Raw genomic sequence first — 13987 nt, 5'->3', positions numbered from 1 at the left:
GCCGTCAGCCCCTAGCCGGCGTCCGGCTGCGAGCTGAGTGGCGGCGTGCAGACGTAGGAGTCCTGCTGCGCGGTGACCGTCTTGCGGCCCTGCTTCACGCCCTGGAACCTCTTGCCGACCACGATCGTGATGCCCGGATAGGCGGAGGCCTTGTCGACGATCTGGGTGCCCTTGCCGAGGTACGACGCCAGCAGGATCGCGGCCGGGTCCTTCGGGTTCTTCGCCCACACCTGCGCGGCGATCGGGCCGCCGTCGACCGACAGGTTGCCCTTCTTGCCCTCGGCGAAGCCGAAGCCGGTGAGCCGGGTCATCGTCTTGCCGGCCAGGCCGTTGGCGCCGCCCGCGTTGAGGACGGTGACCAGCACCTGCGGCGGCGCGAGCTCGTCGCCGGCGGCGATGAGGGTGTCATTGCACGCGGCCGGCACGACCTTCTCCGGGAAGGGCGCGGTCACCTTCGCCCACGCCCAGACGATGGCCGCCAGGAAGATCGCGGCGAGGACGGCGAGGGTGATCGCGGAGCGGCTGTTCGCCCGCACGTCGAGGTTCACGAGCACGCCCTTCGGGTGGTCTTCATGGGATCAGCCTTCCATCCGGATCACGCGGGCATGCAGGACGTGGCGCTGTTGCAGGGCCGCCCGCAGCGCGCGGTGGAGTCCGTCCTCCAGGTAGTAGTCGCCCTGCCACAGCACCACGTGGGCGAACAGGTCGCCGTAGAACGTCGAGTCCTCGTCGAGCAGCGACGAGAGCTGGAGCGTGTCCTTGGTGGTCACCAGCTGGTCGAGCCGGATCTGGCGCGGCGGCACGGCCGCCCACCCCTTGGAGGTGAGGCCGTGGTCGGGATAGGGACGCCCGACCCCCACGCGCTTGAAGATCACGGATTCGGAGTCTACGGGTCGGGTTGAGGCCTCCCGTGCGACACCGTGTCCGCCTAGAGTCTCCGCATGACCCAGGAGCAGACGACCCCTGCCACTGCGAGTGCCCCGGCCGAGGCCGCGGCCGACCCGGTCGAGGCGGCGATCGCCCCCGGCTATGCCTTCGCGGGCCCCGCGCTCGAGCTCGGCGGACTGATGGCCGGCCCCGACGAGCTGACGTCGAGCACGATCCGGATCCCGCTCGCCATGCTCAACCGGCACGGACTGGTCGCGGGCGCCACCGGCACCGGCAAGACCAAGACCCTCCAGCTGCTCGCCGAGCAGCTGAGCGCCGCCGGCGTACCGGTCTTCGCGGCCGACATCAAGGGCGACCTCTCCGGCCTCGCCACCGCGGGCCAGGCCAACGACAAGCTGCTCGCGCGGACCGCGTCGGTCGGTCAGAAGTGGGAGGCCACGGCCTTCCCGGTGGAGTACTACGCACTCGGCGGGCAGGGCACCGGCGTCCCGGTGCGGGTGACCGTGACGGCGTTCGGGCCGACCCTGCTGAGTCGGGTGCTGGGGCTCAACGACACGCAGGAGTCCAGCCTGGGACTGGTGTTCCACTACGCCGACAAGCAGGGCCTGCCGCTGCTCGACCTGTCCGACCTGCGGGCCGTCGTCCAGCACCTCACCAGCGACGAGGGCAAGGCCGACCTCAAGGACCTCGGCGGGCTGTCGTCGGCGACCGCGGGCGTCATCCTGCGCGAGCTCATCGCCTTCGCCGACCAGGGCGCCGAGGCGTTCTTCGGCGAGCCGGAGTTCGATTCCGCGGACCTGCTGCAGCAGGCGCCCGACGGCCGCGGCCTGATCAGCCTGGTCGAGCTGCCGAACCTGCAGGACCGGCCGGCGATCTTCTCCACCTTCTTGATGTGGCTGCTCGCCGACCTCTTCCACGACCTGCCCGAGGTCGGCGACGTCGACCAGCCCAAGCTGGTGTTCTTCTTCGACGAGGCGCACCTGCTGTTCAAGGACGCGTCGAAGGCCTTCCTCGAGTCGATCGCCCAGACGGTGCGGCTGATCCGATCGAAGGGCGTCGGCGTCTTCTTCGTGACGCAGAGCCCGACCGACGTACCCGACGACGTCCTGGCGCAGCTCGGCTCCCGCATCCAGCACCAGCTCCGCGCCCACACGCCCAATGACGCCAAGGCGCTCAAGGCGACCGTCAACACCTACCCGAAGAGCGCGTACGCCGACCTCGGCGAGGTGATCACCACCCTGGGCATCGGCGAGGCGATCGTCACCGTCATGGGCGAGAAGGGCGCGCCGACGCCCGTCGCCTGGACCCGCCTGCGCGCGCCCGAGTCGCTGATGGCCCCGAGCACGCCCGAGTCGATGGCCGCGACCGTCGCGGCCAGCCCGCGTCAGGCGAAGTACGCCGAGGAGGTCGACCGCGAGTCGGCCCGCGAGATCCTCGCCAAGAAGCTGGAGGAGGGCGCGAAGGCCGTGCAGGAGGCCGCTCCGGAGTCGGCGCCGAAGCCGGCCCCGAAGGCGGCCCCGAAGGCGGCCCCGAAGTCGAAGGCCAAGAAGGACGACGGCGGCGGGGCCGGCGAGATCGTCAAGGACGTCGTGCAGTCGTCGGCGTTCAAGCAGTTCATGCGCACGGCGGCGTCGGAGATCGCGCGGGGGATGTTCGGCACCGCCCGCCGGAGGCGCTGAGGCTGTCGCTCAGGCGGTCCAGCGGACAGCGTCGTCGACGAAGTCGGCGAGCCGGTGGACGCCGCGCAGGTCGCTGCGCTCGTCCATCAGGCGGGTCAGCTTGGCGGCGTGGCGGTCGCGCAGCTCGATGCGGCGGGCAAGGCTGGAGTCCAGCGGGGTGGTCTCCTCGGTGGCCAGGTCGTTGATCTTGTCCATGCCTCCAGCGTGCTGGTGACAGGTTGCCGATCGGCCGCGCCGCGGTTACGACTCGGTGTCGTCGCCTGTGATCGCGACTACACGCCGGCCAGGACGTCGTACGCCTCGACCATCGCGGGCCCGTACCAGGTCAGCAGCCGGCCCGACACCAGCCTGGTCGGCGCCTCGGTGAAGGCCTCCGGGCCGTCGTCGGCGGTGAAGACGTAGGGCTCGTCGGGGAGCAGGACCAGGTCGATGTCGGCGCGGTCGATGTCGGCGAGGTCGACGTGGGGGTAGCGCTCGTCGCCGTCCCCGCTGTCGAAGGCGTTGGCCCAGCCGAGGCGGCGGAGCAGGTCGCCGGTGTAGGTCCGGGGGCCGACGACCATCCACGGGTCGCGCCAGATCGGCACCGCCACGCGGCCTCGTGGCACCGCGGCCTGGCCGCTCCAGCGGGCCTCGGCCTGCGTGAGCCAGGCGGGGCGGGGGAGGGCGAGCGCGTCGTCGTACAGGCGGGCGAGGGAGGCGAGCGCCTGCGGCACTGTCTCGATGTCCGTCACCCAGACCGGGACGCCGGCGTCGCGGAGCCGGCGTACGTCGAGGGCGCGGTTCTCCTCCTTGTTCGCGACCACCAGATCGGGCCGCAGCGCGCGGATCGCGGCCAGGTCGGGATTCTTGGTGCCGCGGACCCGCGTGACGTCGAGGTCGGCCGGGTGCGTGCACCAGTCGGTGGCGCCGACCAGCCGCTCGGGGGCGTCGGTCGCGAGCGCCTCGGTGATCGACGGGACGAGCGAGACGATGCGGGTGGGCGCCTGGGGGAGCGCAACGTCAGCTCCGAGATCGTCGACGGTCACGGACCTATGATCCATGCGTGGACGCGATCTTCGGATGGTCGGTGCTGGCGCTGGTGTTCGTCGACGAGATCCTCGCCATGATCGCCTTCGGCGTCTGGGGCTGGGACCACGATCCCCGGTGGCTGCTCGTGTGGCTGCTGCCGCTCGTCGGAGTGGTCGTGTGGGCGTTCTTCGCCTCGCCCCGAGCGATGTACGGCGGCCGGGTGGTGCGGCCGGTCGTGAAGGTCGTGGTCTTCGCGGTCGCGTGCCTGGCGCTGTGGGCGGCGGGGCATCACGGGCTGGCCGTCGCGCTGTTGGTGTTCTCGGTAGTCGTCAACGGGTTGGCGCAGCTGCCGAGCATCCGGGTCCTGGTCGACGAGGACTGAGCTCCTCGGGGCTCGAGCGTCGCCGGGCGGGCTGGGCTTCGGGGCGTGGTCGGGGCGCCGGCCTGAGCCCGCTTGTAACTCGGTGTTCGTGTATCCACCACGGTGCTTCGTCGTCCACCACAGGCTCATGACCGGTCATGACCCTGTGGTGGATTCCCGGACACCGAGTTACATGACCGGTGGCCGAGCCCGCGGAGCCCGTCAGCGCAGCGCGAGACACCCCGACGTGACCGGCTCCCACCCGATCCCGCCGTCCTCCGCCACCCTCTTGTCCAGACCCTCCGCGATCTCGGCCGGCCACGGCGCGGTCTTGCGCTCGGCGATCTCGACGCACAGGAAGATCTCCTCGAACACGCACGCCACCCGCTGGTTGGTGTCGTCGAGGATGTAGACGAGCGCGTGCGCCGCCCGATCCGCGCGGCCGAGCAGGCGCACCCGCACCGACATCTGGTCGCCGGTCTTCAGCTCGTGCAGGTAGGTCAGGTGGTGCTCGGCCGAGAGGCACGCGAAGCCGGAGATGACCGGCCAGTTGAAGGGGATGCCGACCGAGTAGAGCGACTCGTCGAGCCCCTCGCTGCCGATGCCGAGGTAGTGCCGGACGTTGAGGAAGCCGTTGCTGTCCTCGAAGGCGCTGGGTACCGGCTGGACCGCGTAGGCGGGCAGGCTGGCGAGCTGGTCGTACGTCGGCTGGGTGCTCATGAAACGGACCCTAGCGGGGTCGACCGGGGATTGGTCGCCAGCGACACCACCGGCGTACCCTGGGCGGAGTAGTTCCCATCCGTGGGTGCATCTACCTCGCGCCGGTGCAAGGCCGGCGGTCCAAGGCGGCACCGGTTCCAACCTTGGACGAGGTCATGACAGATCACGCACCTTCTCTGGTCCGCGCCGCCGGCCGCTCGTACTTCCCGATCGCGCTCGTCGCGCGTCTCCCCTACGCGATGATGGTCGTCGGGGTCCTCACGCTGGTCGTCGCGGGGCGTGACTCGCTCGCGTTCGGCGGTCTCAACTCCGCGGTCGTCGGGCTCGGCGCGGCGTGCGTCGGGCCGCTGCTCGGTGCGGCGGCCGACCGGTTCGGACAGCGCACCGTGCTGCTGGTCAGCGGGGTCGCGTCCACGACGGCGCTCGGCCTGATGGCGTGGGTGGTCTACAGCCCGCTTCCGTCGTACGCCGTCCTGGCGGTGGCCTTCCTCGTCGGCGCGAGCGCGCCGCAGATCGCGCCGATGTCGCGCAGCCGGCTGGTCCAGATCATCGGCGCGCGGATCGCGCCGGGGCGCCGCTCGCGGACGTTCGACGCGACCATGGCCTACGAGTCCGCGGCCGACGAGCTGGTGTTCATCGTCGGGCCGTTCATCGTCGGCCTGCTCGGTACGACGCTCGACCCGTGGGCCCCGGTGGCCGGCGCGGCCGTGCTGACCCTCGTCTTCGTCTCCGCCTTCGCGCTGCACCCTTCGGCCCTGGCCGCCGCGGGCAGTCACGAGCAGGCGTTGCCGCCCGCGCCGGCGCGCGAGCTCGCCCGCCCGGCACTGCTCGCCGTGGTGGCGGGCATCTTCGGCGTCGGGCTCTTCTTCGGCTCGATGCTGACGTCGCTCACGTCGTTCATGGCCGACCACGGCGACGCCGCGAGCGCCGGCCTCGTGTACGGCGTGATGGGCATCGGCTCCGCGGCCCTGGCACTCGGCGTGGCCCTCTTCCCGGCGTCCTTCGCGCTGCGCGCACGCTGGCTGGTGTTCGGCGCGATCATGCTGGGCGGCGCGGTGCTGCTGCCGTTCGTGTCGTCGGTGGGCGCGATGTGCGCCGTCCTGCTGCTCATCGGCACGGGCATCGGGCCGACCATGGTCACCCAGTACAGCCTCGGCGCCCACCGCAGCCCGCTCGGCCGCTCGGCCACGGTGATGACGATCCTCGGCTCGGCCGTGATCGTCGGGCAGTCGACGGCGTCGGCGATCACCGGAAGCGTGGCCGACCTGTTCGGCACCGACGCGGCGCTGTTCCTGCCGATCGTGGCGGCGGGCGTCGTCGTCCTGGCGGGCGTGGTCAACGCGGCACAGCCCCACCCGGCACAAACTGCCCCCGAAATCACGCCGACCCGGCAGAAAGTGGCTTCGTAGCGAGCTCGTTTCTGCCGGGTCCGCGCGAATCCTGAGCCAGTTTCTGCCGGGTCGGCGGGAATCCTGAGCCAGTTTCTGACGGGTCGGCGGGAATCCTGAGCCAGTTTCCGGCGGGTCAGAAGAGGTCGGGCACCGTCCAGCCGTCGAGGTCGTACTCGGCGAGGAACTCGTCCGCGAAGCCCTTCATCGCCGCCACGTCACCGCGCGCCTGCGCGGCGAAGAGCAGCTCGGCCTTCACGTTCTCGTGGTTGCCCGAGTAGTTCCGCTCGTACAGCTCGTGGCGGCCGCCGAACTCCGAGCCGATCGAGTCCCACAGCGCCTTCATCACCTTGACCCGGTCGACGGCGGTCACGCCGTTGGAGCCGCGCACGTACTTGTCGAGGTAGGGGCGCACCTCCGCCGACTTGAAGTCCGCGGCACCCGACGGCAGGTAGATCAGGCCCGAGGCGACGTCCTGCTCGATGATCTCCTTGACCCGCGGATAGCCGTGGATCATGAACATCCGGTACGTCAGGCCGTACTCCAGCTTCGGGATCACCGCGTCGCCCACCCACGGCTCGGGGTCGCGGGCCATCGACTCGGTGAGCGACCAGAACAGGTTGCGCCAGCCGATGACCTCGCCGACCCGGGTCTGGACGCCGCGGAAGTCGCCGGAGCCGGTGGCGTCGAGTGCCTTCATGAGCAGGCCGGCGATGAAGTCGAGCTTGACCGCGAGGCGGGTGCAGCCCTGGAAGGTGAAGCGGGGGAGGAAGCCGGACTGCGGGAAGAAGGCGTTGATCCGGTCGACGTCGCCGTACATGAAGACGTTCTCCCAGGGCACGAGCACCTTGTCGAAGATGAAGATGGTGTCGTTCTCGTCCATCCGGCTCGACAGCGGGTAGTCGAACGGCTCGCCGTTCTGCGCCGCCTGCTCGGTGTACGACGAGCGGCAGATCAGCTTGATGCCCGGCGCGTCCATCGGCACGGTGCAGATCAGCGCGAACTGCTTCTTGCGGATCGGCAGGCCGTAGTGGGCGATGAAGTTGTAGTTGGTGATCGCGGACCCGGTCGCGACGACCTTCGCGCCCGACACGATGAGGCCGGCGTCGGTCTCCTTCTCGACCTTCATGTAGACGTCGCCGACCTCGTCCGGCGGCAGGTTGCGGTCGACCGGCGGGTTGATGATCGCGTGGTTCCAGTACAGGACCTTCTCCTGCGACTCGCGGTACCACCGCTCGGCGTTCGCCTCGAAGGGCGCGTAGAGCTCCTTGTTGGCGTGCAGCGTGCCGAGGAAGCTGGCCTTGTAGTCGGGGCTGCGGCCCATCCACCCCCACGTCATCTTCGCCCAGCGGGCGATCGCGTCGCGCTCCTTGAGCAGGTCGGCGGACGACGTCGGCGTCTTGAAGAAGGGCATCGTGACGCCGCCGTTGCCGGTGTCGGTGGGCACGGTGAGCTCGTCGACGTGCGGGCCGGTGTGGAGGGCGTCGTACAGGCGGGCGGTCATCCGGATCGGGTTGCGGAACGCCGGGTGCGTGGTGACGTCCTTGACCCGCTCGCCGTGGAGGTAGATCTCCCGGCCGTCGCGGAGGCTCTCGATGTACTCGTCGCCGGTCATCGGCCGGGAGGCGAAGTTGGTCTGCTGGTTGGCGGGCGCGTTCGCCGCCGGGTTGACGGTCGGGGTGTCCGAGGCGGCCTCGGCGAGGGTGTCGGTCATCGGGTTCTCCTCAGTAGTGGGTGTCGGCCGGCACGAGCGCGCCGAACCAGCTGGTGTGGGGGTCGTCCTGGCAGCCCAGCCAGACCGCGTCCGACGAGCGGCTCCCGATCTGGTGGAAGGCGCTGTCGTGGAAGAGCAGGGGACGGCGGCCGGTGGTGCGGACGTCGACCACCTCGCCGAGGAACAGCAGGTGGTCGCCGCCGTCGTCGGTGCGCCACGGGCGGCAGGTGATGGTCGCGGCGGTGCCGGCGAGCGCGGGGGCCGTCGTACCGTCGGACCAGGGGATGCGGTCCGGGCTGGGCCGGCCCGCGAAGTGCATCGCGACGTCGACCTGGTCGGCGGCCAGGACGTTGACGGCGAACGCCGCGCCGTCCAGGAGGCCCGCCGCCTTCGAGGTGCGGGTCAGCGCGACCTGGACCAACGGCGGGTCGAGCGAGATCGGCGTGAACGCGGTGACGGTCGCGCCGTGGTGGGCGCCGTCGGGCGTCCGGCAGGTGATCACGGTGACGCCGGTCGCGAAACGGCCGAACGTCGAGCGCAGGGTGTGCGGGTCCATGGGTGCTCCTCGTCCGGGACCGGGGCTCGAGAGGTGGGTGGACGGGGACGCTAGGCCGGTACGACGGTCCCTGCGATCCGCTGCGCGAAGGGCCTGTCCGGATTGCGAACCGGGTTCGATCGAGTGCGTTTTGCGGACAGAAGTGCGCAGGTAGTGTGAGCGGCGTCACCGAGAAGGGGGGTGGGCCGCGTGACCGGCACCCTGACTGCGTCCTCGCAGGAGCTGGGCGACTTCTCGGCCGCCGTCGCACGCGCCTACTTCCCGCACGAGCTGGTCGTGAAGCGCGGTCCCGCCGGGCCGGCCGACCTGCGCGCCGTCGACCTCGGGCCGGTCCGCCTGGCGCGGATCGGCTGGGGCTCCGAGGTCTCGGTCGAGTCCGACCACCCCGGCGCGTGGGCGGTCAACGTGCCCCGCAGCGGCGTCCTGGAGGCGCAGGTCGGCGGCCACCACGTGCTCTCCCTCGACGGCCAGGCGACGGTCTGCCCGCCCGACGAGCAGACCCGGATGACCCGCTGGTCGGCCGACTGCTCGATCGTCGGGATGCGCGTCGAGCGTGCGTATCTCGTCGGCGAGGTCACCGCGCTGGTGGGCCTGCACACCGACCGGCTCCCGGCCCAGGTCGACCTGCGCACCGAGGCCGGGCGCGCCTGGATCGGACTGCTCGCCTCGATCGGCACCGAGGCGCTCCGCAATCCCACCCTCGCCCGCGACGACCGGGTCGGCCGGCGCCTCGCCGGCACGCTCACCGCCGCCTTCGTCGCCGCCTGCTTCCCCGAGGAGCCGGGCTGCGGCACGGTCCGACCGCGGATCGTGTCCCGCGTGGTCGAGGCGATGGAGACCGACCCGGCCCGCGACTGGACGGCGTCCGAGCTGGCGCGCGAGGCCGGCGTCGGCATCCGGCGGCTGCAGCAGGGCTTCCAGCGCTATCTCGGTCGGACACCGACCCAGCAGCTGCTGCTCATCCGGCTCGAACGGGTGCACGCCGACCTGCTGACCGGCAACGGGCACAGCGTCTCCGAGGTCGCCAACCGCTGGGGCTTCGCCCACCTGGGGCGGTTCGCGGCCTCCTACCGCGAGCGGTACGGCGTCTCGCCGTCGGAGACCCTGCGCGCGTTCTGATCGCCGCGGCTCGCCGGTGCCTGTGGATGCGCTCGGGTTCCGTCGGGGGCCCGTGCGACGATGCTCCGCATGTTGCAGACGCTCGGGAATGCGCCGACCCACGAGGTGTTCGTGGGCCTGGGCGTTGCCGTCGCGTCCGTGGTCTTCGTCGTCGAGGCGCGCCGTCGTGGGCAGACCGACGAGCGGCTGATCTATGTCGTCACCGGTGCGCTGGTCGGCGGCGCGCTGCTGATGCGGCTCGGCACCTGGGCCCAGCATCTCGACCTGCGCGCCAACGCCTCGCTGCCCGAGCAGTGGCTCTACGGCAACCGGTCGATCCTCGGCGGGCTGGTCGGCGCCTGGCTCGGCGTCCACGTCACCAAGCGGCTGGTGGGCTACCGACTGCGCACCGGCGATCTGTTCGCGCCGGCGGTCGCGCTCGGCATGGCGGTGGGGCGCGTCGGCTGCCTGCTCACCGAGAGGCCCGGCACGCCGACCCATCTGGGCTGGGGCATCCGGCTCGACGACGCCGACGCGGCACGGCTCGGCGTCGCGCCGGGCGTGCCGCTGCATCCGTCCTTCGCCTACGAGATCGTCTTCCACCTGGTTGCCTTCGCGGTGCTCTGGTGGTGGCTGCGGCGGCGCGACCTGCCGCCGGGCACGACCTTCGTCTGGTACGTCGCGGCCTACGGCATCTTCCGCTTCCTGGTCGAGTTCGTGCGCGGCAACGAGATCGCCTGGCTGGGCCTGACCCGGCCCCAGCTGTTCCTGCTGGTGACCGTGCCGCTGGTGCTCACCCGGATCGCGTGGCAGTGGTGCAGCGGCGCTTATCGCGCGGCGCCACGAGGCGCCGCCCAACCGGTCGGGGAGGTCGGATGAGCGTTCCGAAGGGGGCGGGGATGCCGCTGCGCGACGCGCGGATCCACCGCTACGTCAACGCGTTCTGCCCGCTGTGCCACGAGGACGATCCCGAGCGACCGCTCGACCAGGTCGCCCGGCTCAGCGGCTGGCTCGCCGTACGCGACGGCCGGGTGTGGCTCGAGCGCGGCTGCGCCACCCACGGCCTGGTGCGCACGCTCTACGACGAGTCGCCCGAGATCCTGAGCTACCTCGAGCAGTGGACCGCGCCGACCAAGGTCCACACCCCCGACCTGCTCGGCAACTTCAAGCCGGTGCCGGCGGCCTATGCCGACGGCCTGCCGGAGATGCAGACCCAGCACACCTGCATCCTGCTCGCCGACCTGCTCGACCACTGCAACCTCAAGTGCCCGACCTGCTTCGCCGAGTCGTCGCCGGCGCTGGCGAGCGTGGCGCCGCTCGAGCGGGTGCTGGCGTCGATCGACACCCGGATCTCCCGTGAGAACGGGCGGATCGACGTCCTCATGCTCTCCGGCGGAGAGCCGACGCTCTATCCCCACCTGGCCGAGCTGCTCGACGAGGTGGGCCGCCGGCCCGTCGTCCGCATCCTCATCAACACCAACGGGCTGCTCATCGCGCGCGACGACGCGCTGCTCGACCTGCTCACCCGGCACCGCGAGCGGGTCGAGGTCTACCTCCAGTACGACGGCCACAGTGCCGAGGCGTCCACCCACCACCGCGGCGCCGACATCCGCCGCTTCAAGGACGACGCCATCGACCGGCTCTCGAGCCGCGGCATCTTCACCACGCTCACGATGACGGCGGCGCTGGGCGTCAACGACGACGAGATCGGGTTCGTGGTCAAGCGGGCGCTCGACACGCCGTACGTCGGCGGGGTGACGATCCAGCCGGTCTTCGGCAGCGGCCGCTCGACCGGCATCGACCCGCTCGACAGGCTCACCCACACCGGCGTGCTGACCCGGCTCGGTCCGCAGACCGGCGACCTGGTCACCTGGCGCGACCTGACGGCGTTGCCGTGCAGTCATCCGCACTGCTGCTCGGTGGGCTACCTGCTCAAGGACGACGCCGGAACCTGGCGCTCGCTGGTCTCGCTGATCGGCCATGAGCGGCTCAAGCAGTGGCTCGACCTCGAGCCCGACCTGCTCGCCAACCGGATCGCCGACGACGCGCTGCCCGCCGACCTGCGCCGGATCGTCAAGGACTCGCTGCTCGACCTGCTCTCGGAGCAGTCGAGCCTGAGCCACCCGTCGATGGCGTCGATCTGGCGCGACATCTGCCAGAGCTGCGACCTGGGCATCGGCACCCTGGCCACGCTGGCGTCGTCCCGACTGCCGGGTCAGCACCAGCGGCTGCGGCGGCTGCTCGGCGCGCGGGTGCTGCGGGTGACGGTCAAGCCGTTCATGGACATGAACACGATGATCGAGGAGCGGCTGACCCAGTGCTGCGTGCACGTGGCGACGGTCAACGAGGAGTCGGGCGGCCACCAGTGCGCGCCCTTCTGTGCTCTCCAGGCGTGGGTGCCGCTGGCGCGGACGCGGCTCTCCACGGCGACGGGATCGACGGGATCGGCGGCGGGATCAGCGACGCTCGCCGGGGAGGTGAGGCGGTGAGTGACCCCCGCATGGTGTCGCCGCAGCGCGTCGACGCGCATGGAGACGGCGGAGCGGAGGGCGGGGCGGAGGGCGTGGCGGAGGGCGCTGACGACCCGCTCCGGCTGTGCGTCTTCGCGACGGTCGCCCTGCTCGGCTGGCTGCTGGGGCCGGTGGCCCTCATCGGGTTCGCGGCGCTCGGGTTCGTCGGCTACTGGCGCGCCCGGCGGGCGGGTCTGATGAGATCGCGCTGCCTGCTCGGGGATACTCGCCTCGTGCTCCTCTACCTCGCCGCGCTGGTCGCCGCCGGTGGCGTGGGTCTGTGGGCGTGGGTGCGATGAGCCAGCCGCCCTACCCGCCTCCGCCGTTCCCGCAGCAGCCCCCGCCGCAGCATCCCCGCCCCGGGGCGTCCGACCGGTCCGGCAAGGTGCTGGGCTATCTGCTCGGCGGTCTGCTCGTCGGCCCGTTGCTGGCGATCATGTGTCCGATTCTGGGCGTGACGATCGGCGGCTCGGCGACGCCCGCCGGCAGCGACACCAACGTCCCGCTCACGGTCGGCCTGATCAGCGGGCTGGTGCTGCCGCTGCTGATCCCGGTCCCGCTCCTGTTCTCGCCGAAGACGCGCCCGTGGGGCGTCGGGATCCTGGCGGGCGCGGCGCTGACCATGATCGTGCTCGGCGGCGTGTGCGCCGGCTTCATCTACCTGCTGTCGAACGAGTAGGCGCCGGCGCAGCTAGCCTGCCGCCGCCCGACTCTCGGCGGCACGGCGCTCGAGCAGGGAGCGCTCCCCGTTGTTGCGCGTACGACGCGCGGCCGCGGCGAACTCCTCCGCCGCCTCCGCCTGCCGCCCCGCGCGGGCGAGCAGGTCACCGCGGACGCTGGGCAGGAGCGGCGACTCGGCGAGCGCGTCGGCCGGGAGCGCGTCGAGGACGGCGAGGCCGGCGTCCGGTCCGTGCGCGCGGCCGTGGGCGACGGCGCGGTTGACCTCGACGACGGGGCCGGGCGCGGCGTCGGCCAGGACGTCGTACAGCAGGGCGATGCGGGGCCAGTCCGTGTCCTCGGCGGTGGCGGAACGGGCGTGCTCGGCGGCGATGGCGGCCTGCAGGAAGTACCGCCCGACGGGCACCCCGCGCGCGGCGATCGCCTCGGCGCGGCCCAGGGCGGCGAGGCCGCGGCGGATGAGCAGCTCGTCCCACAGCGCGCGGTCCTGGTCGTCGAGGAGGACGGCGTTGCCGTCGGCGTCGGTCCGGGCGGCGAGCCGGGATCCCTGCAGCTCGAGCAGCGCCTGAAGGCCGTGGACCTCGGGCTCGTCGGGTGCGATGTCGGCGAGCAGCCGGGCCAGGCGGATTGCCTCGGCGACCAGGTCGGGGCGCGCCCAGTCGTCGCCGGCGGTGGCGACATAGCCCTCGGTGAAGATCAGGTAGACCACGGCCATCACGTCGTCGAGGCGCTGGATCCGCTCGGCGCCGGTGGGCAGCTCGAGCTCGGCGCCGACGGTGGAGAGGGTCCGCTTGGCGCGGGAGATCCGCTGGCCCATGGTGGCGTCGGGGACCAGGAAGCCGCGCGCGATCTCGGTGGTGGTCAGGCCGCCGACCAGTCGCAGCGTGAGCGCGGCCCGGGACTCGGGGGTGAGCGCGGGGTGGCAGCAGAGGAAGACGAGCCGCAGGACGTCGTCCTCGATGTGGTCGACCTGGGCGTCCAGATCGGGCATCGTGCTCACCTCCTCCGCGGCGTGGCCGAGCTCCTGGGTCTTGCGCCGCAGGTTCTCGGCCCGACGGAAGGTGTCGATGGCGCGGCGCTTGGCGGTCGTCATCAGCCAGGCGGCCGGGTTCTCGGGGACGCCGTCGGCGGGCCACCGCTCGAGGGCGGCGACCAGCGCGTCCTGCGCGAGATCCTCGGCGAGCTCGACGTCGCGGGTCATCCGGACCAGCGCGCCGACCAGGCGGGCCGACTCCTCCCGCCAGGTGGCGGTGATCGTGTCGGCGGTGGTGGCGTCGGCCATGCGGCCAGCCTAGGGCCGGCCGGAGCCGGGGCGGGTCGTGTGCCTGAGAACCCGCCCACAGGGGTTCTCGGGCACACGACTCAACGCGAAGCGGGCGGCCGCCCG

At 71.8% G+C, this 13987-nt stretch carries 16 protein-coding genes; 8 read left to right on the top strand and 8 right to left on the bottom strand.

What is annotated here, in order from left to right; translation table 11 throughout:
- Positions 1-11 precede the first annotated feature (11 nt).
- Entirely contained in the window at positions 12-548 is a 537-nt protein-coding gene (locus AB4880_RS11735; RefSeq protein ID WP_367919421.1) for a LytR C-terminal domain-containing protein, read from the bottom strand.
- A gap of 30 nt (positions 549-578) precedes the next feature.
- Positions 579-875, bottom strand: a complete 297-nt coding sequence (locus AB4880_RS11730) for a type II toxin-antitoxin system VapB family antitoxin (protein ID WP_367919420.1) — start codon at positions 873-875, stop codon at positions 579-581.
- A 66-nt stretch (positions 876-941) separates the two neighbouring features.
- Between AB4880_RS11730 and AB4880_RS11725 the strand changes: the two genes are divergently transcribed.
- Positions 942-2567 (top strand): helicase HerA-like domain-containing protein, encoded by a 1626-nt coding sequence (locus tag AB4880_RS11725; protein ID WP_367919419.1) that lies wholly within the window; start codon positions 942-944, stop codon positions 2565-2567.
- Between the two features lie 9 nt (positions 2568-2576).
- On the opposite strand, the gene AB4880_RS11720 is transcribed toward AB4880_RS11725, so the two are convergent.
- Both AB4880_RS11720 and AB4880_RS11715 read right to left on the bottom strand, forming a co-directional pair.
- Entirely contained in the window at positions 2577-2762 is a 186-nt protein-coding gene (locus AB4880_RS11720; protein WP_367919418.1) for a hypothetical protein, read from the bottom strand.
- A 77-nt stretch (positions 2763-2839) separates the two neighbouring features.
- Positions 2840-3607 carry a helical backbone metal receptor gene (locus tag AB4880_RS11715; protein WP_379229127.1) on the bottom strand — a complete coding sequence of 256 codons (768 nt, stop codon included), beginning with the start codon at positions 3605-3607 and terminating at the stop codon, positions 2840-2842.
- A gap of 2 nt (positions 3608-3609) precedes the next feature.
- On the opposite strand from AB4880_RS11715, the gene AB4880_RS11710 reads away from it, so the two are divergent.
- Positions 3610-3957 (top strand): DUF2568 domain-containing protein, encoded by a 348-nt coding sequence (locus tag AB4880_RS11710; RefSeq protein ID WP_367919416.1) that lies wholly within the window; start codon positions 3610-3612, stop codon positions 3955-3957.
- Positions 3958-4158: 201 nt separating this feature from the next.
- Here the strand turns inward: AB4880_RS11710 and AB4880_RS11705 are convergent, their stop codons facing one another.
- On the bottom strand, positions 4159-4656 hold the full coding sequence (locus AB4880_RS11705) for a thioesterase family protein (protein ID WP_367919415.1): 498 nt from the start codon (positions 4654-4656) through the stop codon (positions 4159-4161).
- A 155-nt stretch (positions 4657-4811) separates the two neighbouring features.
- Here AB4880_RS11705 and AB4880_RS11700 point away from each other — a divergent pair, with 155 nt between their 5' ends.
- Positions 4812-6065: an MFS transporter gene (locus AB4880_RS11700; RefSeq protein WP_367919414.1), complete on the top strand. Its 1254-nt coding sequence runs from the start codon at positions 4812-4814 to the stop codon at positions 6063-6065.
- Between the two features lie 115 nt (positions 6066-6180).
- Here AB4880_RS11700 and AB4880_RS11695 read toward each other — a convergent pair whose 3' ends face one another.
- Positions 6181-7758: a 4-hydroxyphenylacetate 3-hydroxylase family protein gene (locus AB4880_RS11695; RefSeq protein ID WP_367919413.1), complete on the bottom strand. Its 1578-nt coding sequence runs from the start codon at positions 7756-7758 to the stop codon at positions 6181-6183.
- A 10-nt stretch (positions 7759-7768) separates the two neighbouring features.
- Positions 7769-8314: a flavin reductase family protein gene (locus AB4880_RS11690; protein WP_367919412.1), complete on the bottom strand. Its 546-nt coding sequence runs from the start codon at positions 8312-8314 to the stop codon at positions 7769-7771.
- 189 nt (positions 8315-8503) lie between these two features.
- Between AB4880_RS11690 and AB4880_RS11685 the strand changes: the two genes are divergently transcribed.
- The 5 genes from AB4880_RS11685 (at position 8504) to AB4880_RS11665 (ending at position 12601) form a co-directional block, all read left to right on the top strand.
- Complete coding sequence (locus AB4880_RS11685; RefSeq protein ID WP_367919411.1) at positions 8504-9433, top strand: AraC family transcriptional regulator; 930 nt, start codon at positions 8504-8506, stop codon at positions 9431-9433.
- Positions 9434-9502: 69 nt separating this feature from the next.
- Positions 9503-10291, top strand: a complete 789-nt coding sequence (locus tag AB4880_RS11680; RefSeq protein ID WP_367919410.1) for a prolipoprotein diacylglyceryl transferase — start codon at positions 9503-9505, stop codon at positions 10289-10291.
- Positions 10288-11901, top strand: coding sequence for a radical SAM protein (locus AB4880_RS11675; RefSeq protein ID WP_367919409.1), 1614 nt, complete (start codon positions 10288-10290; stop codon positions 11899-11901). The genes AB4880_RS11680 and AB4880_RS11675 overlap by 4 nt, the downstream gene beginning before the upstream one ends.
- The gene (locus tag AB4880_RS11670; RefSeq protein WP_367919408.1) at positions 11898-12221 is read left to right on the top strand and encodes a hypothetical protein; all 324 of its coding nucleotides are present in this window, start codon (positions 11898-11900) and stop codon (positions 12219-12221) included. The genes AB4880_RS11675 and AB4880_RS11670 overlap by 4 nt, the downstream gene beginning before the upstream one ends.
- Positions 12218-12601 (top strand): hypothetical protein, encoded by a 384-nt coding sequence (locus AB4880_RS11665; RefSeq protein ID WP_367919407.1) that lies wholly within the window; start codon positions 12218-12220, stop codon positions 12599-12601. The genes AB4880_RS11670 and AB4880_RS11665 overlap by 4 nt, the downstream gene beginning before the upstream one ends.
- Positions 12602-12613: 12 nt before the next feature.
- Here the strand turns inward: AB4880_RS11665 and AB4880_RS11660 are convergent, their stop codons facing one another.
- The gene (locus tag AB4880_RS11660; protein WP_367919406.1) at positions 12614-13882 is read right to left on the bottom strand and encodes an RNA polymerase sigma factor; all 1269 of its coding nucleotides are present in this window, start codon (positions 13880-13882) and stop codon (positions 12614-12616) included.
- Positions 13883-13987 lie beyond the last annotated feature (105 nt).

It is taken from the genome of Nocardioides ginsengisoli, assembly GCF_039537225.1.
Lineage (GTDB): Bacteria > Actinomycetota > Actinomycetes > Propionibacteriales > Nocardioidaceae > Nocardioides > Nocardioides ginsengisoli.
This window is presented reverse-complemented; position numbering and strand designations above follow the sequence as displayed.